Origin of the sequence: Paraburkholderia sp. Ac-20347, from assembly GCF_017104805.1 — a bacterium.
Lineage (GTDB): Bacteria > Pseudomonadota > Gammaproteobacteria > Burkholderiales > Burkholderiaceae > Paraburkholderia > Paraburkholderia tropica.
On sequence record NZ_JAAGPN010000050.1, the window covers coordinates 21,108 to 40,502 of the forward strand.

General features: G+C 66.6%; 20 protein-coding genes and 1 pseudogene. 15 read left to right on the forward strand and 6 right to left on the reverse strand.

Features of this window, described 5'->3' with window-relative positions; translation table 11 throughout:
* Positions 1 to 6: 6 nt before the first annotated feature.
* From G3N97_RS12545 to G3N97_RS12560, 4 genes are all read left to right on the forward strand, one after another.
* Positions 7 to 456, forward strand: coding sequence for a PaaI family thioesterase (locus G3N97_RS12545; RefSeq protein WP_065065532.1), 450 nt, complete (start codon positions 7 to 9; stop codon positions 454 to 456).
* A 135-nt stretch (positions 457 to 591) separates the two neighbouring features.
* Positions 592 to 1,590 (forward strand): NADP-dependent oxidoreductase, encoded by a 999-nt coding sequence (locus G3N97_RS12550; protein WP_205993498.1) that lies wholly within the window; start codon positions 592 to 594, stop codon positions 1,588 to 1,590.
* A gap of 61 nt (positions 1,591 to 1,651) precedes the next feature.
* Positions 1,652 to 2,548 (forward strand): SDR family oxidoreductase, encoded by an 897-nt coding sequence (locus G3N97_RS12555; protein WP_205993499.1) that lies wholly within the window; start codon positions 1,652 to 1,654, stop codon positions 2,546 to 2,548.
* A 73-nt stretch (positions 2,549 to 2,621) separates the two neighbouring features.
* Positions 2,622 to 3,611, forward strand: a complete 990-nt coding sequence (locus tag G3N97_RS12560; protein WP_205993500.1) for an alpha/beta hydrolase — start codon at positions 2,622 to 2,624, stop codon at positions 3,609 to 3,611.
* 8 nt (positions 3,612 to 3,619) lie between these two features.
* Here the strand turns inward: G3N97_RS12560 and G3N97_RS12565 are convergent, their stop codons facing one another.
* Together G3N97_RS12565 and G3N97_RS12570 are read right to left on the reverse strand one after the other, a co-directional pair.
* Positions 3,620 to 4,489: an NRDE family protein gene (locus G3N97_RS12565; RefSeq protein ID WP_205993501.1), complete on the reverse strand. Its 870-nt coding sequence runs from the start codon at positions 4,487 to 4,489 to the stop codon at positions 3,620 to 3,622.
* A 90-nt stretch (positions 4,490 to 4,579) separates the two neighbouring features.
* Positions 4,580 to 5,626 carry a folate-binding protein YgfZ gene (locus G3N97_RS12570; RefSeq protein WP_205993502.1) on the reverse strand — a complete coding sequence of 349 codons (1,047 nt, stop codon included), beginning with the start codon at positions 5,624 to 5,626 and terminating at the stop codon, positions 4,580 to 4,582.
* Between the two features lie 77 nt (positions 5,627 to 5,703).
* Between G3N97_RS12570 and mltG the strand changes: the two genes are divergently transcribed.
* The 10 genes from mltG (at position 5,704) to G3N97_RS12620 (ending at position 16,702) form a co-directional block, all read left to right on the forward strand.
* Positions 5,704 to 6,714, forward strand: a complete 1,011-nt coding sequence (gene mltG / locus G3N97_RS12575) for an endolytic transglycosylase MltG (protein WP_205993503.1) — start codon at positions 5,704 to 5,706, stop codon at positions 6,712 to 6,714.
* A complete protein-coding gene (gene tmk, locus G3N97_RS12580; RefSeq protein WP_205993504.1) occupies positions 6,715 to 7,335 on the forward strand; it encodes a dTMP kinase in 621 nt (206 codons plus the stop codon).
* A gap of 86 nt (positions 7,336 to 7,421) precedes the next feature.
* Positions 7,422 to 8,465, forward strand: coding sequence for a DNA polymerase III subunit delta' (locus G3N97_RS12585; RefSeq protein WP_205993505.1), 1,044 nt, complete (start codon positions 7,422 to 7,424; stop codon positions 8,463 to 8,465).
* A 90-nt stretch (positions 8,466 to 8,555) separates the two neighbouring features.
* On the forward strand, positions 8,556 to 9,341 hold the full coding sequence (locus G3N97_RS12590; RefSeq protein WP_205993506.1) for a TatD family hydrolase: 786 nt from the start codon (positions 8,556 to 8,558) through the stop codon (positions 9,339 to 9,341).
* 76 nt (positions 9,342 to 9,417) lie between these two features.
* Positions 9,418 to 10,131 carry an ankyrin repeat domain-containing protein gene (locus tag G3N97_RS12595; protein ID WP_205993507.1) on the forward strand — a complete coding sequence of 238 codons (714 nt, stop codon included), beginning with the start codon at positions 9,418 to 9,420 and terminating at the stop codon, positions 10,129 to 10,131.
* Positions 10,132 to 10,360: 229 nt separating this feature from the next.
* Positions 10,361 to 10,717: a Rap1a/Tai family immunity protein gene (locus tag G3N97_RS12600; protein WP_065065521.1), complete on the forward strand. Its 357-nt coding sequence runs from the start codon at positions 10,361 to 10,363 to the stop codon at positions 10,715 to 10,717.
* Positions 10,718 to 11,141: 424 nt separating this feature from the next.
* Positions 11,142 to 12,371 carry a mechanosensitive ion channel domain-containing protein gene (locus G3N97_RS12605; RefSeq protein WP_205993508.1) on the forward strand — a complete coding sequence of 410 codons (1,230 nt, stop codon included), beginning with the start codon at positions 11,142 to 11,144 and terminating at the stop codon, positions 12,369 to 12,371.
* A gap of 175 nt (positions 12,372 to 12,546) precedes the next feature.
* A complete protein-coding gene (gene otsA, locus G3N97_RS12610; RefSeq protein WP_205993509.1) occupies positions 12,547 to 13,986 on the forward strand; it encodes an alpha,alpha-trehalose-phosphate synthase (UDP-forming) in 1,440 nt (479 codons plus the stop codon).
* 96 nt (positions 13,987 to 14,082) lie between these two features.
* Positions 14,083 to 15,267 carry an AAA family ATPase gene (locus G3N97_RS12615; RefSeq protein ID WP_205993510.1) on the forward strand — a complete coding sequence of 395 codons (1,185 nt, stop codon included), beginning with the start codon at positions 14,083 to 14,085 and terminating at the stop codon, positions 15,265 to 15,267.
* 367 nt (positions 15,268 to 15,634) lie between these two features.
* Positions 15,635 to 16,702, forward strand: a complete 1,068-nt coding sequence (locus tag G3N97_RS12620) for a glycosyltransferase family 4 protein (protein WP_205993511.1) — start codon at positions 15,635 to 15,637, stop codon at positions 16,700 to 16,702.
* A gap of 84 nt (positions 16,703 to 16,786) precedes the next feature.
* Here the strand turns inward: G3N97_RS12620 and G3N97_RS12625 are convergent, their stop codons facing one another.
* From G3N97_RS12625 to G3N97_RS12635, 3 genes are all read right to left on the reverse strand, one after another.
* Positions 16,787 to 17,374, reverse strand: coding sequence for a YSC84-related protein (locus tag G3N97_RS12625; RefSeq protein WP_205993512.1), 588 nt, complete (start codon positions 17,372 to 17,374; stop codon positions 16,787 to 16,789).
* 151 nt (positions 17,375 to 17,525) lie between these two features.
* Positions 17,526 to 17,975, reverse strand: a complete 450-nt coding sequence (locus tag G3N97_RS12630; protein ID WP_205993515.1) for a hypothetical protein — start codon at positions 17,973 to 17,975, stop codon at positions 17,526 to 17,528.
* 294 nt (positions 17,976 to 18,269) lie between these two features.
* Entirely contained in the window at positions 18,270 to 18,581 is a 312-nt protein-coding gene (locus tag G3N97_RS12635) for a PsiF family protein (RefSeq protein ID WP_205993513.1), read from the reverse strand.
* A gap of 254 nt (positions 18,582 to 18,835) precedes the next feature.
* Between G3N97_RS12635 and G3N97_RS12640 the strand changes: the two genes are divergently transcribed.
* Positions 18,836 to 19,138 carry a YciI-like protein gene (locus G3N97_RS12640; RefSeq protein ID WP_205993514.1) on the forward strand — a complete coding sequence of 101 codons (303 nt, stop codon included), beginning with the start codon at positions 18,836 to 18,838 and terminating at the stop codon, positions 19,136 to 19,138.
* A 63-nt stretch (positions 19,139 to 19,201) separates the two neighbouring features.
* Here G3N97_RS12640 and G3N97_RS12645 read toward each other — a convergent pair.
* Positions 19,202 to 19,395: pseudogene (locus G3N97_RS12645) on the reverse strand (phosphoribosyltransferase); the annotation flags it as partial.

Consider the following 19,395-nt stretch of genomic DNA (forward strand, 5'->3'; position numbering starts at 1 on the left):
GCGGGCATGGTGATCGAAAGCCCGTTCGTCGACCATCTGGGCGCGCAGCTCGTCAGCGCGCGCGACGGCGCGAGCGAAGTGATGCTGCCGCTTGCCGAGCGTCACCTGAACACGTGGGACGTCGCGCATGGCGGCGTGACCATGACGCTCGCCGACATCGCGCTCGCGATGGCCGCGCGCAGCGTCGCCGCTGACGGCGTGGGCGTCGTCACCGTCGAGATGAAAGTGAACTTCATGCAGCCGGGGCGCGGCGAACTGCGCGCCTATGGCCGCGTGCTGCACCGCTCGACCACGATGGCTTATTGCGAAGGCGAGATCCGCGACAGCGAAGGCCACTTCGTCGCCAAGGCGCTCGGCACCTTCAAATACATGCGCAAGCTTGCTGTGGGTCGCGACGTCACGCGCCAGCGCCTGCGCAGCGATCCCAACGCGAAGCCGGGCCCGAGCGACGGCTGATCGTCGCTTTCGCCCGGCTTCGCGCCTGGCTTGCGCGCCCGCTCCGCAATGAATCGATCACTGTTTCTGGCGGGCGCGCATCCGTTTCCACCCCGCGCGGCCCGTGCCGCGCCTCTTCGAAGCCTGACCACGCTCATGACCCAGACCAATCGCCAGATCCTGCTCGCCTCGCGTCCCGAAGGCGCTGCCAGCGTCGATAACTTCCGTCTCGTCGAAACGCCGCTTGTGCCGCTCGCCCAGGGTCAGGTGCGCGTGCGCAATCACTATCTGTCGCTCGATCCGTACATGCGCGGCCGCATGAACGACAGCAAGTCGTATGCGGCGCCGCAACCGCTCGATTCGGTGATGATCGGTGGCACCGTGGGCGAGGTGGTCGAGTCGCTCAATCCGAAATTCAAGGTGGGCGACAAGGTAGTCGGCATGGCCGGCTGGCAGGAATTCGCGACCTCGGACGGCAACGACATGCACGTCGTCGATACGACGCATGTGCCGCTTTCCGCGTACCTCGGTCCGGTCGGCATGCCGGGCGTCACCGCCTGGTACGGCCTGAACCGCATCATCGCGCCGAAGGCGGGCGAGACCGTGGTCGTGAGCGCGGCAAGCGGCGCGGTCGGCAGCGTGGTTGGCCAGCTGGCGAAGCGTGCGGGCTGCCGTGCGGTCGGCATCGCGGGCGGCGCGGAAAAGTGCCGTTACGTGGTCGAGGAACTGGGCTTCGACGCCTGCGTCGACTACAAGGCCGGCAATCTGTATCCCGATCTCAAGGCCGCGACGCCAGACGGCGTGGACGGCTATTTCGAAAACGTGGGCGGCGCGGTGCTCGACGCCACGCTCGCGCGCATGAACGCGTTCGGCCGCATCGCACTGTGCGGCATGATCGCGGGCTACGACGGCGAGCCGATGCCGCTCAAGTATCCGCAACTGCTGCTCACGCAGCGCCTGCTGGTGCAGGGCTTCATCGTGAGCGAGCACATGGACGTGTGGCCGCAGGCGCTCGGTGAACTCGGCGCGCTGGTCGCGAAGAAACAGCTGGCGTATCGCGAGACGATCGCCGACGGCCTCGACAACGCGCCTGCCGCGTTCCTCGGCATGCTCAAGGGCCAGAATTTCGGCAAGCAGCTCGTCAAGCTGATCTGACGAAGCACGCCGGCCCATTTCCATGAATTCTGCATCCCTAACGAATAGAACCGGAGACGCGATGTCCGATCCATTTCAGTTCGAAGGCCGCGTGGCCGCCATCACCGGCGCGGCGAGCGGCTTTGGCCGCGCGTTCGCGCAACAGGCCGCCGCGCTCGGCATGAAGCTCGTGCTGGCCGACGTCGATGCCGCCACGCTCGACGCCGCCGTGCAGGCAATCCGCGAGCAGGGCGCGCAGGCGATCGGCGTGCGCACCGACGTACGCGATCCCGACCAGGTCGACGCGCTCGCGCAAGCCGCAATCGAGGCCTACGGCAAGGTCCATCTGCTGTTCAACAACGCGGGCGTGGGCACGGGCGGCTTCATCTGGGAAAGCAGCGCGAAGGACTGGGAGTGGGTGTTCGGCGTGAACGTGATGGGCGTGGCGAACGGCGTGCGCAGCTTCGCGCCGATCATGCTCAAGCAGGGTGAGCGCGCGCATATCGTCAATACGGCGTCGGTGGCGGGGCTGCTGTCGCCGCCCGCGATGGGCGTCTACAACGCGTCGAAGCACGCCGTGGTCTCGCTCACCGAAACGCTCTATCACGACCTCAAGAACGTGAGCGACGTGGTGAGCTGCTCGCTGCTGTGTCCGGCCTTCGTGCCGACCGGCATCGCCAACGCCGAGCGCAGCCGTCCCGACGATCTGCGCAACGACGCACCGCCCACGCGCTCGCAGCAGGCCGCCGATCTGCAATTGCAGCGCGCCGTGCGTTCGGGCCGCCTCACGCCCGACGACGTCGCGAAAGCCACGTTCGACGCCGTGCGCGACGCGCGCTTTTACATCCTCACGCATCCGGGCATACTCGCTTCGGTGAAGCTGCGTCACGAAGACATCGAAACGCTGCGCAATCCGACCGATCCGCTGTCGCTCAAGCCCGAAGTCAAAGCCGAAGCGAAAACCGACGTCGCGTCCTGACGCGTATCCTCGCGAACGGTCCCGGTTGCGCAAGGCGTTATCCGCAACTTTTTCTCCTGCACGAACCGGGACCATGCCGCTGAACGCGAAGATCGCACTCGTCCTCGAAATGGTGGCCCGCGCGGGCCGCACGCCGTATCACGAACTCACGCCACAGGACGCGCGCGCGTCCTACGAAAAAAGCGCCTCGGTGCTGGAGATCGCTGCCGCGCCGATGCATGCGGTCGACGATCTGCGCCTTCCCATGCGCGACGGCGAGACGATCCGCGCGCGTCTCTATACGCCGGTCGAACCGAATTGGGCGCAGCCGCTGCCCGCGCTGGTGTATTTCCACGGCGGGGGCTTCACCGTCGGCAGCGTCGATACGCACGACGCGCTGTGCCGCATGTTCGCGCAGGACGCGCGCTGCGCCGTGCTCTCGGTCGACTACCGGCTCGCGCCCGAGCACAAGTTTCCCACCGCCGTTCACGACACCTTCGACGCTTACGCGTGGCTGCAGTCGCATGCCGCGGAATACGGCATCGACGCTGCGCGCCTCGCTGTCGGCGGCGATAGCGCGGGCGGCACGCTCGCGACGGTGTGCGCCGTGCTCGCGCGCGACGCGGGCATCGCGCCCGTGCTGCAAATGCTGATTTATCCGGGCACGGGCGGCTATCAGGACACGGACTCGCACCGGCGTCTCGCGGACGGCTATCTGCTGACCGAAGCCACGATCCAGTGGTTCTTCAATCATTACGTGCGCGATGTTTCGGATCGCGACGATTGGCGCTTCGCGCCGCTCGACGGCAAGCATGGCATTGACGGCACAAGCGGCGCGAGCGGCGTGCCGGATTTTCGCGGGCTGGCACCGGCGTGGATTGCGGTGGCGGAGTTCGATCCGCTCGTCGACGAAGGCGTGGCGTACGCGGAGAAACTGCGCGCGGCGGGTAATGCCGTCACGCTGGTGCGCTACGACGGCATGATCCACGAGTTCTTCAAGATGGGCGCTTACGTCGACGACGCGCGTCGCGCGCACGCCGAAGCCGCGCAAGCGTTGCGCGCGGCGTTCGGTGAGCAAGAGTGACGGGCGGTTTAGCGCGCCGTGTCGATGACGTAGCGTTCGTGGCGCTCGAATGCGCCCGGGCGCACGATGCGGTGAGAACCGTCGTCGTCGCTGCGTTCCAGCGCTTCGACGTCCAGACGCGCGCCGTCCACGCGCACGCGTAGCGCCGTGGTGCCGCGCGTGCCGTAATCGGGCGTTTCGATGAAAGCCGCCGACAGCGCGCGTTCGCGTTCGAGCGGAATGCCGGTCGAGGGCAGGTCGGCGTCGGGCGCGACGCGCGGATCGCGCATCATCTCGATCAGACGTTCGAGCGGTACGTCGGCGCCTTCGCTCGCGCGCTGCGGGACTTGCGTGAGCTGGGCGAGTTCCGCGCGCTTGTGCACGAGCTTCGGCCACGGCGTATCGAGCACCGCGTTGGAGATGCCGTGCGTGCCTTCGGGCAGCAGCGCGGGCGCGCGGTCGGCGCGATTGCAGTACCAGGCGAGCTCGCCGCGCGTCCAGTCGCCGACGATCAGATTGAAGCCGTTGTAGAGCGCTCCGTCGCGCGCGACTTCGTCGAGATAGGCGAGCGCGCTGTCGGGCACCGACCCGGTCTCCGAAGACGAACCCGCCGATGAACCCATCAGCCAGCGAGACACCAGCGTGCCGCGCGTGGGTGCGTCGGGGCGCATGTCGTGCGGCGCGCGATAGTTGGTGAGCGCGGCGAAGCGTCCGCCGCGCGTCATGCCGAGCCACGTGCCGCCGCCAACGAGATCGCGGCCCGCGAGCACGTCGGGCGCGTCGGGCCACCATTGCAGCGGCGCGGCGGTGCGGCGCAGGAACTCGTCGCGGTTCGCGGCGAGCGTGAAGCGCGCGCCTTCGGTCGCCTGCGGGCGCCAGTCGAACACGATCAGACACATGGCGCGCCACCTCCGTTGCTCAGGCCGCACGCAGATTGCAGCCGCGTTTCGACCGGCGCGAACACCAACACTTCCAGCGCCGACAACGCGTCAGACCTCGGTGGGCAGTGCGTAGGGCAGCGGCAGGAAGCGCAGCGCGGGGCCGTCAGCGGCGCCCAGATGCACGCTGCCCGCTTCGAGCGCCGCGAGCTTGATCTCGGTGAGCAGATCGACGCCGCCTTCGGGCGACGCGGCTGCGTTCACGATCATGCCGCAAGGTTGGCCCGGATCGTCGGAATGGAACAGCTCGACGCCCGGACGCGCGGCGTCGAGACCGGCCGCGACGCTCGCGAGCGCCGTGCGCCGCTTGATCGTGCCGCGATACTGGCTGCGCGCGACCACTTCCTGGCCCGGATAGCAGCCCTTCTTGAAGTTCACGCCGCCGAGCACGTCGTAGTTGATCATCTGCGGCACGAACTGCTCGCTCACGGCTTGCGTGACGCGCGGCTCGCCCGCGTGGATGTCGAACCAGTCCCACAGCGCGGGCGTGACGCGCGCGATCTTGCCGTCGAGCGCGGCGAGTTTCGCTTCGACCGCTTCCTTCGGACCGACCAGCAGATAGCGCAGACGGCCGGCCGCGTCGGGCAGGCGGATCAGCGAGCCGGCGGTGTCGTCGACCTTAACGTGCACGCCGTCGGGCAGCGCGTCGAACACGCCCGACAGCGCGCCGCGCACATCGCCCGCGAAGCCGACCACGAGCAGCTTGTCGCTGTCGTCGACGAGCTTGGCCTTGGCGCGCAGCACGAACATCGACAGGCGTTTTTGCACCGCGGCCTGCACGTCCTTCGAGATCAGCAGGCGGATCGTCTCGCCGCTTTTCCAGACGAGGAACGACGCGAGCAGACGGCCCTTGGCGGAGCAGTAGCCCGCGAGGCGCGCGCCCGCGACGTCCAGATGCTGGATGTCGTTGGTGAGCTGGCTGTGCAGGAACGTGGCGGCGTCTTCGCCGTTGGCGTCGATCACGCCGAACTGCGGCAGGATCGCGTAGGCGCCGCCCTTGAGCGCGGCGTCGAAGTCGGCGGCGGTCGGGGCGGGCAGATCAGCCTGCACGGCCGGCGTGGAGGAAAGCGTAGTAGCGGGAGCGAGCGGGGAGTTCATGGATTCGGGGAACAGTCAATCCTGACTTTAGCGAGGGCAAGCAGTTATTATATGAGGTCCCCCTGAGTCATGTTTCCATGTCCCTCCTGAAGAAATGCCTTGCCGCCGGCGTTGCGTGCGCCGTGCTGGGCGCAGCCGCCGCAGGCGGTGTCTGGTACTGGGCCACCACGCCCGTCGCACTTGCGGTCCAGCAGCTCGACGTCACCATCAAGCCGCACAGCACCGTGCGCAGCGTTACCGCCCAGTTGAACCGCGGCGGCGTGCCGGTCCAGCCCCAGTTGTTCGTGCTGATGACCCGCGCGCTCGGCCTGCAGAGCCATCTCAAATCGGGCAATTACGAATTCAAGGCGGGCATCACGCCCTACGAAGTGCTGCAGAAGATGGCGCTCGGCGACGTCAACGAATATGTCGCGACCATCATCGAAGGCTGGACCTTCAAGCGCATGCGCGACGAGCTCGACGCCAATCCGGCGCTGCGTCACGACACGGCGGGCATGAACGACGCCCAGCTTCTGACGGCGATCGGCGCGCCGGCTTCGCCCGAGGGCAGCGGCGAGGGCCTGTTCTTTCCCGACACCTATCTGTTCGACAAAGGTTCGAGCGATCTGGACGTCTACCGCCGCGCCTACAAGCTCATGCAGACGCATCTGAACGAGGCATGGGCCGCGCGCGCGCCGGGTCTGCCGCTGAAGTCGCCGTACGAGGCGCTGACGCTCGCTTCGCTGGTCGAGAAGGAAACCGGCAAGGCCGGCGACCGTCCGCTGGTGGCCGCCGTATTCACGAACCGTCTCAAGGTGGGCATGCCGCTGCAGACCGATCCGGCGGTGATCTACGGGATGGGCACGGGCTATCTGGGGCGTTTGCACAAGCGCGATCTGCAGACCGACACTCTTTACAATACGTACCTGCGCCCTGGGCTGCCGCCGACGCCAATCGCGTTGCCCGGCGCCGCGGCATTGCAGGCAGCGCTCAATCCGGCGGCGACCGGCGCGCTGTATTTCGTGGCGCGCGGCGACGGCAGCAGCGTGTTTTCCGACAATCTCGTCGACCACAACAAGGCCGTCGACAAATACATCCGGGGTAACTAAATGGCGCGTGGCCGATTCATCACGTTCGAGGGCATCGACGGCGCGGGCAAGACCACGCATCTGGCCTGGTTCCGCGAGCAGCTCGAGCACAAGCTCGCTGCCGGCGGGCGCACGGTGGTCATGACGCGCGAACCGGGCGGCACGCCGCTCGGCGAAACGCTGCGCGATCTCCTGCTGCACGAGCAGATGGACCTTGAAACCGAGGCGTTGCTGATGTTCGCGGCGCGCCGCGAGCATCTCGCGCGCGTGATCGAGCCGGCGCTCGCACGCGGCGACTGGGTGCTGTCGGATCGCTTTTCCGACGCGACCTTCGCCTATCAGGGCGGCGGCCGCGGCCTGCCGCGCGACAAGCTGGAAACGCTCGAACGCTGGGTGCAGGGCGGTTTTCAGCCCGATCTGACCATCCTGTTCGACATCGCGCCCGACACCGCCAGCGAGCGGCGCGGCGCGGCGCGCGAGCCGGACCGCTTCGAAAGCGAGACCGATGCGTTCTTCACGCGCACGCGCGCCGAGTACCTGCGCCGCGCGGAAGAGGCGCCGTACCGCTTCGCGATCGTCGATTCCTCGCAGAGCATCGAAGGAATTCGCAGCAAGCTTGAGCAGATCATCGCAACGCTTTGATTGCAAAGCGTTATTTGGCGAAATTATATGAACGGCGTGGTTCGCGCGAAGTCTCGCGAATCTCGTCTAACTGATTGATTCTAAATATGATCTATCCGTGGCAGAGCGGCGACTGGGAACGCCTTCAGCAGTTGCGCAGCCACTGGCCGCATGCGCTGCTGCTGCACGGCCAGGCCGGCATCGGCAAGCTCCAGTTCGCCCAGCATCTGGCGAAGGGGCTGCTGTGCGAGTCGCCGCACGCCGACGGTCAGCCGTGCGGCGCCTGCCCGGCGTGCCACTGGTTCGAGCAGGGCAATCATCCCGATTACCGCGCGGTGGTGCCCGAGGCGCTCGCCAGCCTCGTCGGCCCGACGGGCGACGACAGCGACGGCAAGCCCGAGAAAGCCGACAAGGGCGACGACGAAGGCAAGAAAGGGCGCGCGCCCAGTAAGGAAATTCGCATCGAGCAGGTGCGCGCGCTGCTCGATTTCACGAGCGTCGGCTCGCATCGCGGTGGTATGCGCGTGGTCGTGCTGTATCCGGCCGAAGCGCTCAATGTCGCCGCCGCGAACGCGCTGCTGAAAACGCTGGAGGAACCGCCTTCGGGCGTGGTGTTCCTGATGGTGTCGGCGCGCATCGACCGTTTGCTGCCGACCATCATCAGCCGCTGCCGCCAGTGGCCGATGAGCACGCCCGCGCCCGACGAGGCGCAGGCCTGGCTTGCGCAGCAGGGCGTGGATGATCCGGTCGGGCTGCTGGCCGAAGCGGGCGGCGCGCCGCTTGCGGCACTCGCGCTCGCGAGCGACGAAAACCGCACGCTGCGCGACTGGACGCTCGCCCAGCTCGCCGCCGGCCCGGCCTGCGATCCGTTCGCTTGCGGCGAGACGCTGCAAAAGCTGCCGGTGCCGCTGGTGCTCGGCTGGCTGCAGCGCTGGGTCTACGATCTGCTGGCCGAACGCACGGCGGGACGTCCGCGCTATTACCCGCAGTCGGCGGCCGCGCTCGGGCGCTGCGCCGCGAAGCTCGACAGCCCGGCGCTCGCGCGCTACATGAAGACCGTGACGCGCCAGCGCGCGATCGAAAACCATCCGCTCAACGCGCGGCTCGTGTTCGAGGAACTGTTTCTCGGCTATCGTGAAATGTTCGCCTGACGCGTATTTGATGCGCGTTTGATCACACAGCGCGCCGCGCCGGCCTTGAGCCTCGCTTGGCCTTAACGATTTTCACCGCAGGACTTGTCCATGTTTGTCGATTCGCATTGCCACATCAACTTCGAGGGCCTCGCCGACCGGCTGCCGCAGGTGCTCGAGAACATGCGCGAGCAGTCCGTGACGCACGCGCTGTGCGTCTCGGTCGATCTGGAGACGCTGCCCTCGGTGCTCGATATCGCGAGCCGCTACGAGAACGTCTACGCGTCGGTGGGCGTGCATCCGGACCACGAAGACGTGCAGGAACCCTCGGTCGCCGATCTCGTCGAGCTGGCGAAACACCCGAAGGTGGTGGCGATCGGCGAAACGGGGCTCGATTACTTCCGTCTGGGCGAACGCACCATCGACGACATGGAATGGCAGCGCGAGCGCTTTCGCGTACACATTCGCGCGGCGCACGCCACCGGCAAGCCGCTGATCGTCCACACGCGCGCCGCTTCCGAGGACACGCTGCGCATCATGGGAGAAGAGCGCGCGGGCGAGCCGGGCGGCGTGATGCACTGCTTCACGGAGCCGTGGGCGATCGCCGAGCGCGCCATCGCGCAGAATTTTTTCATTTCGCTGTCGGGTATCGTGACTTTCAAGAGCGCGACCGATGTGCAGGAGGTCGCGCGCCGCGTGCCGATCGAGCGTCTTTTGATCGAAACGGACTCGCCGTATCTTGCGCCAGTGCCATTTCGTGGCAAACCCAATGAACCTGCGTACGTCAGCCATGTCGGAAGATTCATTGCCCAGCAACGCGGATTGCCGGACGCCGAACTCGGCGCTGCCACCACGCAGAATTTTTTCCGGCTCTTCAAGATTCCGGCTTCGGCCTGAACGCAGCCGCTACGGGCAATGCCGCTGAAAAAACGGCGTTTTATCAATCAGATATCGAATAACGTTAAGGCCTGACATGAACTCGAATTCGCAACTGTCCACCGTGAAATCCGCGCAAACCGTCCGGGGCGCCGCCGTGCGCCGCGTCGCTGCCGCGCTTGCCTTCGGCATGGGCGCCGCCGTGCTCGTCAGCGCGCCGGTCCACGCCGCGCCGATCGATTCGCTCGTGAAAGGCGTGAAATTCGACGACGACAAGGGCGTCGCCAAGGACATCGCCAACGGCATGGACCCGAACGCCACCGACGACCAGGGCATGCCGCTGCTCGTGCTGGCCGCCCGCGAGAAGTCGGACAAGGTCGCGGCGGTGCTGCTCGACAACCCGGCCATCAAGATCAATGCGCAGGACAAGGCGGGCGAAAACGCGCTCATGCTGGCTTCGCTGAACGGCGACGTCGACCTCGTGAAAATGCTCATCACCAAGGGCGCCGACGTCAACAAGCAGGGCTGGACCCCGCTGCACTACGCGGCCGCGAACGGTAACGACGATGTCGCGAAGCTGCTGATCGGCTATTCGGCCGACGTGAACGCGCCGTCGCCGAACGGCACCACGCCGCTCATGATGGCCGCGCGCGGCGATCACATGAGCACCGCGAAGCTGCTGCTCGATCACGGCGCGAACCTGCAGGCCAAGAACCAGATCGGCATGAACGCGCTGGATTTCGCCAAGCAGTACAAGGCGCCGGACGCGATCAAGGATCTCTCGGCGCGCATGGGTCAGGCGGCGCAATAAGGGTTGAATCAGCGCTTGATCAACGCTCGACCGCACCCCGAGCCGCCGCTTGCGCGGCCTCGCGCGTGACGGCCGCCCGGGTTCGACGCGAACCGGACCCGAGCGGCAGTTATGCAAAACAGTGCACAATAGCGAAATTGCCCCTTGCCGACAGCCGCGCTCCAGGCGCGCACCGGCGGGCGGCTCGCGGCGCAGGGGCGCCGTACCACACGACGATTCAAGGAGAACCATGCTGCGGGCTCTGTTCTGCGCCGGCGCGCTCGTTTTGCCGCTCTCGGCTTTCGCATTCACCGCAAGCGACCTCAACCGCCTTTGCTCGAAGACCGACGTGGCCTCGCGCAGTGCGTGCGCGGCGTATATCGAAGGTGCCGCCGACGGCATCTTCAACACCATTGACGCGATCGGCGGCACGACCGGTCCGCGCGTCGGCCAATACTTCTGCCTGCCGGCGGATGCGCGCTCCGCGCAGCTGACCGACGCCGTGCGCAAGTACATCGCCGACAACCCGAACATCGCGGGCTACAACGCCAGCACGGCGATTTCGCTCGGACTCGGCAAGGCGTTTCCCTGCAAGACGGGTAGCTGATTGCCGCATCGGCACGGCCGCGTCCGGTCGTGCCGCCGCGCTCTTTGCCGCAACCTCTGCCGTACAACCTCGCATCACCCCGCATCCCGAGCGCCGTTGAACCAACGGCGCAATCGTCAGTCGATTCTCCTGCGCGGCGGCTTTTCAGCGCCGCCGCGTCTCGCGCAGCGCGCCGCCCGATCGCCGCGGCACGCCGCTCGCTAAATCCGCACTAGCTGCATGAGCTGCACCAGCGGCGCAATCTTTAGCGCGTTTTTACACGCATTCGCGTAGCGTTACGTTTGGCGCGCCCGGCTTTTGCCGACGTGACGTCGTGACGCCGCCGCATGCCGAAAGCGCCGCCTCTGCCGCGCCGTCTCGCCCGCGGGCCTGCCGCCCGTGCCGTTTCCACCAGGTCGCCACGCGCAGGAGGAACTGGCCACCGATGCCCACTCTCGACGACTTTTCCCGACTGACCGACGCCCCGTTGCAAAACTGGCTCGGCACGCTCCTCGTCAGCGCCATCGCGCTGGCCTTCGCTTTCGCATTGCACTGGCTCGGCGCGCGCGTCGTGCGCCGGCTCGCGCGGCCTTATCCGTATGCGAGCGTGTTCGTGCGCTACGTGCACCAACCCGCGCGCATGGTGCTCGGCGTGCTCGCGCTGGAGTTCGTCTGGTGGCAGGCGCCCGACACGCTGCACTTCATCGGCACCTTGCGCGAGCTCTGCGCGTTCGCGCTGATCGCCGCCATGACCTGGCTGTCCGTGCGCTGCGCGGCGGCCATCGGCGAGGCGATCATCGCGGCGCATCCGCTCGATATCGCCGACAACCTGCAGGCGCGCCGCATCCACACGCAGGCGCGCGTGCTCGCCCGCACGGTGATGGTCGTGATCATCATTTTCGGGCTCGGCGCGGCGCTCATGACCTTCCCGAACGTGCGCCAGATCGGCGCGAGTCTGCTGGCGTCGGCGGGCGTCGCGGGTCTGGTCGCCGGTATCGCGGCACGCCCCGTGCTGGGGAATCTGATTGCCGGTCTGCAAATCGCGATTTCCCAGCCCATCCGGCTCGACGATGTGGTCGTGATTCAGGGCGAGTGGGGGCGCATCGAAGAAATTACCGGCACGTATGTGTCGGTGCGCATCTGGGATCAGCGGCGGCTGATCGTGCCGCTGCAATGGTTTATCGAGAATCCGTTCACGAACTGGACGCGCAGCAGTTCGCAGATCATCGGCTCGGTGTTTCTGTGGCTCGATTACCGCACGCCGCTCGCGCCGCTGCGCGAGGAACTGGCGCGCATCGTCGAGCGCGCGCCCGAATGGGACAAGCGCGTGCAGGTGTTGCAGGTCACCGATGCCAACGAGCGCGCGATGCAGTTGCGCGTGCTCGTGAGCTCGCAGGATTCGGGGCTGAACTGGGATTTGCGATGCCGTGTGCGTGAAGGGCTGTTCGACTTCATCAACGCGCACTTTCCGCAGTATCTGCCGCGGGCGCGCGCGGAAGTGTCGGCGGACGTCGAGAGCGGCATGGAAGTGCCGACGGGCGAGCTGCCGGCGTTCACGCGGCGCGGCTCGCGAGCCGGTGCTAGCGCGGCGTCGAGCACGGCGGCCAACACCGAAGCCGATCCGGTCGCGGACAGCGGCTCGCGCGCGGCGGAGGAGCCGACGCATTCGCGTTAAAGCATGTTAGATCGTGGTTGAAACGTCGGTTGCAAGACGAGGCAAAAGAGAGGCAACGCGCCACGGCGAATGTGGACGCAGATGTGAACGCAAACGCAAACCCGGCGCGGCCTATAACTGAAATTGAACAACGAGAAGACATCGCGAAGCAGGCGATCCGTGGAGGAAAAGCACGATGGCAAGACTGATAGTCGTCTCTAACCGCGTGGCGACGCCCACCGAAACCAAAGGCTCGGCGGGCGGCCTCGCCGTGGGCGTGTTTGGCGCGCTCAAGGACGCGGGCGGCGTGTGGTTCGGCTGGAGCGGCGACGTGGTGAGCGAGACGGTGGCGAACGCGGGCCCGACGCTCGATCAGGAAGGACCGGTGACGTTCGCGACCGTCGGTCTCACGAAAAAAGACTACGACCAGTACTACCGCGGTTTTTCGAACGCCACGCTCTGGCCGGTGTTCCACTACCGCAACGACCTCGCGCGCTACGAGCGCGACGAATACGCGGGCTATCGCCGCGTGAACGCCTGGCTCGCGCACAAGCTCGTCAAGCTGATCGAGCCCGACGACATCATCTGGGTCCACGACTACCATCTGATTCCGTTCGCCGAGGCGCTGCGCTCGGAGGGCGTGCGCAATCGCATCGGTTTTTTCCTGCATATTCCGTTTCCGTCGCCGCAAGTGCTGCAGACGATTCCGCCGCACGAGGAACTCGTGAAATCGCTCTGCTGCTACGACCTGCTCGGCTTCCAGACGCGCAACGACCAGCAGGCGTTTCACGACTACATTGCCCGCGAGGCGCACGGCAAGGTGCGCGAGCGCGGTGAGCACATCAAGCCGCGCAAGGGCGGCGAAAAAGCCACGGAGGTCGAGGAAGAGGGCGTGCTCGAAGCGTACGGACGCACGCTGCACACGGGCGTGTACCGCATCGGCGTGTTTCCCGATGAGATCGCCGAGCAGGCCGCGCGCTACGAAAGCCGCCAGCACGTGCTCGATCTCAAGCAGAGCCTCGAAGGACGCAAGCTCATCATGAGCGTGGACCGGCTCGATTATTCGAAGGGACTCGTCGAGCGCTTTCAAGCCTTCGAGCAACTGCTCGAACATTCGCCCGAATGGCGCGGCAAGGTCACGCTCGTGCAGATCGCGCCGCCCACGCGTTCGGACGTGGCGAGCTACAAGGTGATTCGCGAGGAACTGGAGCGCGAGGCGGGGCGCATCAACGGCCGCTACTCGGGCCTCGATTACACGCCGATCCGCTATCTGAGCCAGCAGTACGACCGCTGGAAGCTGATGTCGCTGTTTCGCGAGTCGCAGGTGGGTTACGTCACGCCGTTGCACGACGGCATGAATCTCGTCGCCAAGGAATACGTGGCCGCGCAGAATCCCGAAGACCCAGGCGTGCTGGTGCTGTCGATTTTCGCGGGCGCGGCCGCCGAACTCGCGGGCGCCTTGCTCGTCAATCCGCACGATGCGACGGGCATGTCGGAGGCGCTCGAGCACGCGCTGTCGATGCCGCTCGAAGAACGCAAGCAGCGCTATCACACCAACATGGAGGCGCTGCGCCGCAACGACCTCGGCGTGTGGCGCGACCGTTTCCTCAGCGATCTCGCGCGCGTGCCGCATTAGCGCTAAGGTTGGGTGCATCGTTGCATGCCGTCGTGCGTCGATTGCGTATGATCCTGCGTGGATCTTCACACCCGACGCGCCTCGGCTCATCGACACATGCTCACTACGCTCGCCATCGCCAACTATCGCTCGTTGCGCGAACTCATCGTGCCGCTCGGCTCGCTCAACGTCATCACGGGACCGAACGGCAGCGGCAAATCGAATCTCTATCGCGCCTTGCGGCTGCTCGCGCTGACCGCGCGCGGCGGCGTGATTCCGTCGCTGGCGCGCGAGGGCGGCCTGCAATCGACGCTCTGGGCCGGACCCGAGCGCTTCTCGCGCGCCGTGAGTGCGGGCGAGCACGCGGTGCAGGGCACGGTGCGCAAGGACGCGGTGAGCCTCAAGCTCGGTTTCGCGGGCGAGACCTTCGGCTATGCGATCGATCTGGGCTTGCCGCCGCCGGCGTCCACCTCGCAGTTCGCGCTCGATCCGGTGATCAAGCGCGAATGCATCTGGAGCGGGCCGATCTTGCGGCCGTCGGCGTTGCTGGTCGATCGTCAGGGGCCGATGATCCGCATCCGCGGCGAGGGCGGCGGACGCGGGGGAAGCGACGACTGGACCACGCTCGCCCAGCCGGTGGCGAGCTTCGACAGCATGATGACGGAGTTCGCTGACCCGCGCAGCGCGCCCGAGATGATCGCGGTGCGCGAGCAGATCCGCTCGTGGCGCTTCTACGATCATTTCCGCACCGACGTGCAGGCCGCCGCGCGCCAGGTGCAGATCGGCACGCATTCGCCGGTGCTTTCCGACGACGGCGCGAATCTCGCCGCCGCCTTGCAGACGATTCGCGAGATCGGCGACGGCGCGGCGCTCGATGCGGCGATCAGCGATGCGTTTCCGGGCGCGCGCGCGGAGATCGTGAACCACGAAGGGCGCTTCGAGGTCGCGCTGCGCCAGGAAGGGCTCCTGCGGCCGTTGCGCGGCGCGGAGCTGTCCGACGGCACGCTGCGCTATCTGCTGCTCGCGGCGGCGCTGCTGAGTCCGCGCCCGCCCGCGCTGCTGGTGCTCGACGAACCCGAGACGAGCCTGCATCCGGACTTGCTGCCCTCGCTCGCGCGGCTGATCGCGCGGGCGTCGACGCAGTCGCAGGTGCTGGTCGTCTCGCATGCGCCGCGGCTGGTCGCCGCGCTCGAACGCGAGGCGGGCAGCCAGTCGATCGTGCTGGAACGGCGCCTCGGCGCCACCGCGCTCGCCGACGAGGATGCGCTCGACGTGCCCGCCTGGAAGTGGCCGTCTCGCTGAGTGCACCTGCCGCGCATAGTCGCTTGGTCGCGTAATCGCACTCTGGCGCGCGGACCATGCGAGAAAGCGAGGATGTATCCGCGTGTAAGTCTGTATAACAATTGAAAGTGTTGCGGCCCGACCGGGCCGCTTCCCGAATAATGAAGATGGCGCGCGCGCATCGGCTGCATCGGCTGACAACGGACTCGCGGTTCTGTCCCTGCCGGTTTTGCCCCTGTGGCAAGGACGGATTGGCGTATGTGGTGCGCGCGCAACCGGGGCGTTCGTGGGCCAGCCGTGCGGCCCCATAATCGGTCGATGCGCTGGAAGGTTGCATCGCCAACGCCCTCGCGACAGCCGTTGCCGGAGACACTCGCTGGAGAACCCGATGAGAATTGCGCAGATCGCCCCGCTGACCGAATCGGTCCCGCCCAAGCTTTATGGCGGCACGGAACGCGCCGTGTCGTACATCACCGAGGCGCTCGTCGAACTCGGCCACGACGTCACGCTGTTCGCCAGCGGCGATTCGGTCACGAGCGCGAAGCTCGAAGCCGTCTGGCCGCGCGCGCTGCGGCTCGATCCGAGCATCCGCGACCGGGTCGCGCCGCATATGCTGCTGATGGAACTCGTGCGCCGCCAGGCCGACCAGTTCGATGTGCTGCACTTCCATATGGACTACTACTCGTTTTCGGTGTTCAAGCGCCAGGAAACGCCGTTCGTGACCACGCTGCACGGCCGTCTCGATCTGCCCGAGCATCAGCCGGTCTTCGACACCTTCAACACCGCGCCCGTGATTTCGATCTCGAACGCGCAGCGCCAGCCCATTCCACAGGCCAAATGGCTGCGCACGGTTTATCACGGACTGCCCGAGCATCTCTACACGCCGCAGCCGGTCGAGCAGCGTTATCTCGCGTTCCTCGGCCGTATTTCGCCGGAAAAACGCGTGGATACGGCGATTCGCATCGCCGAGCGCTGCGGACTGCCGATCCGTATCGCCGCCAAGGTCGACGAAGCCGATCGCGAGTATTTCGAGCGTGAGATCAAGCCGCTGCTCGTGCTGCCGTTCGTCGAGTTCATCGGCGAAATCAACGATAGCCAGAAGGCCGAATTCCTCTCGGGCGCGCATGCGCTGCTGTTTCCGATCGACTGGCCGGAGCCGTTCGGGCTCGTGATGATCGAGGCGATGGCCTGCGGCACGCCGGTGATCGCGTTCAATCGCGGCGCGGTGCCGGAAGTCGTGGACGACGGCGTGTCGGGCTTCATCGTCGAGGACGAGATTGGCGCGGTGGCCGCCGTGAACCGGCTGGCGCGCGTGCCGCGCGCGGGCGTGCGCAAACGCTTCGAGGAACGCTTCACGTCGCGCCGCATGGCGCAGGAATACGTGGAGGCGTATCAGGCGGTGATCCGCGCGAACAAGCGCTCGCGCTTCAAGGTGATCGACACGTCCGCGACCTGAGCATGGCGTGGCGAGCATAAAAAAACCGGCGGCCCAGGCCGCCGGTTTTGCATTGCGCGCGCGCCGGGCGCGACTTGCCGCGCCTTAGAGTTTCAGACGCGAGATCTTGGTGCCGCCGAGCGAGAGGTCGCCAAGCAGACCTTTGTTCGTCAGCACGAAAACCTCGACCGGCTTGGTGGCCGTGGTGGTGTCGATCGAACCGTTCGCGCCGACCTTCACGAGCGCGACCGAGGCGTCGCCGCCCACCGACCAGCCATCCGAATTGCGGAATTTGTCGAGCGCGTCCTGCGTCATGAAGAGATAGACGACGGCTTTCGACTGCACGCCCAGCGTGGCGCCCACCGACGCGCCCGTGGTGCTGTAATAGCCCACCGTGCTGCCGCCTACGCGCAGCGCGCCGTCGCCGTGCTCGCCGCCCACCACGATGCCCGCCTGAACCACCGAGGGAAACACCAGCACGCCGCGCGCCTTGCCGACCAGTTCGCGCGAGCCCGGCACGGTCTGATACAGACGCGACATGGTGCCGTCGACGCTGGCGTCGATCGACTGGCGGCGCGAGTCGTTGGATTGTTCGGTGGGCGGATGGTTGCCGGTGGTGGTGCAGCCTGCGAGCGCCGAGGCCGCGAGTGCGACCGCGATGGAAGTCTTCAGGATGAAGCGACGTGCTTGCATATTCTTCTCCGTTCTGTTTTCCGGACGCCTTACCGCCATGGCCGTGCCGATGACGGAATCAGCCTTACATTTATATCACAGGGTCCGAATGCGGCCGTTTGAGCCCGGACAGGCGTTCCGGGCAGGCGAGGGCCGCGCCGCAGGGGAGAAATCAGCGTTCCGACAGGGGTTTGGCGGCGGCCGGCGGGCGGCGCAGTGCGCGCTTGACGCCGCCGAGCACGACGCCGATCGCGAGCAGAATGGCCGCAGGCACGACCCAGTAGCCGACGAACGCATGCCAGAGGTAGGTCACGAGCGTGGCGCGGCGCACGGCGTATTCGCTGAGCGCGTCGGCGTGACGCGCGGCATTTTCGGCCAGCACGTCGGCCGGGCAGCCCTGCGCGCGGGCGGCCTCCGGCGTGCCGCGACAATGCAGTGGCGCGCCGCCAGCGCGTTCGGCGTCGGTGAACGTCCAACTGGTGAGTGCGCGCTGGAGATCGGCGCGGTTATAGGCCATCTCGTCCTGGATCTCGCGCACCGCGACGATCATCACCGGCACGAGCCAGAAGACGATCACCACCAGCCAGCGGCGAAACCAACGATTCTTGTATCTCCAGACCATCCGCGCCTCCATGCGATGCCGTGCGCATCATCCAGACTTTCGCGTCCAGGCGGCGGCCCGAGGGCGTGCGTTTTCGTGTAACGGAAGGGCGGCCGCTGGAGCCATCATAGGAGAAAAACGCGGCGTCGGCGCAGGGGCGAGGGCGGGCGTGTCGCGCTGTGCATCGTACTGTGCGGCGCACCATGAAAAACGACGCGCCGCAGCATGAGCTACGGCGCGTCGCGGGAACGAAAAGTACGAGCAGCGCAGATGCAAAGCGAGTCGTTCAGGACCCCTGCGCGATCGGGCGTGCGATCAGCCCTTGTTCGAGAGGCACTGCTTCATGAAGGCCTTGCGATCGTCGCCTTTCTTGTCGCCGGCTTGCTGGTTACACGCCTTCATGCGCTCTTGCTGCGTCATCTTCACCGGCGCGCCGCCGCCTGCCGAGAGACAGTCCTTCATGAAGGCCTTGCGGTCGTCGCCTTTCTTGTCGCCGGCCTGCATGTTGCAGGTCTTCATTTTCGACTGCTGGCTGTTCGGCGCAGCGGGCGCGGCGGTCTGTGCGAACGCCGGCGCGGCGAACACGCCGCCCAGCACGATTGCAGCAATGACGGATTGCATCTTCATCGTTCACTCCCATGGGATTTGGACGTTGTGGTTCGTGGTGCGAGCAGGCCGGATCGTCATTGCCCATCGCCGCGACCATTATGGCAAAGCCAACCTGAAAACGAGCTGATGATGCCTTCGGTTGACGCGCGTGCGGCACAATCACCGGCAGACGGCGTCGAAACCGCCTTCGCCTGACCATTGTTGACGATTGATCCACCATCCCGCCGGTTCGTCATTCCGCCTTTGACGACCGGCGCAAACGGAGAGCGACGATGCATTACCTCCTGAAATACGACCTCGTGGACGACTACCTCGAACGCCGCGGCGCCTATCGCGACGAGCATCTGCGTCTCGCATGGGACGCGGTGCAGCGCGGCGAACTGCTGCTCGCGGGCGCGGTCGCCGAGCCGACCGATGCGGCGCTGCTGCTGTTCCAGGGCGACAGCCCGGCGGCCGCCGAGGCCTTCGCGCAAGCCGATCCCTACGTGCGCGCGGGGCTCGTGAAGTCGTGGCGCGTGCGGCCGTGGCAAACGGTGGTGGGCGAGCAGGCGTCGAAGCCTGTGCATCCGGCGTGATAAGTTCGGCGTGATCGGGATGGAAACGCTGCGCGGGCAACGTGTGCGGATTGGCCAGCAGCGTCAGGAGCCCGCGTTCGCCGCGCGGTCGAGCAGGTCGCGCACGGTCTCGTCGTCGACCTGATCGAAATCGAAATAGAACTGGCCGACGCTCATGAACGACGTCGGCATCTGCACGCAAACCAGATCGTCGATGGCGCCCGCGAGCCGGGTGCGCGCGCCTGCCGGCGCCACCGGCAGCGCGGCGACGATGCGCG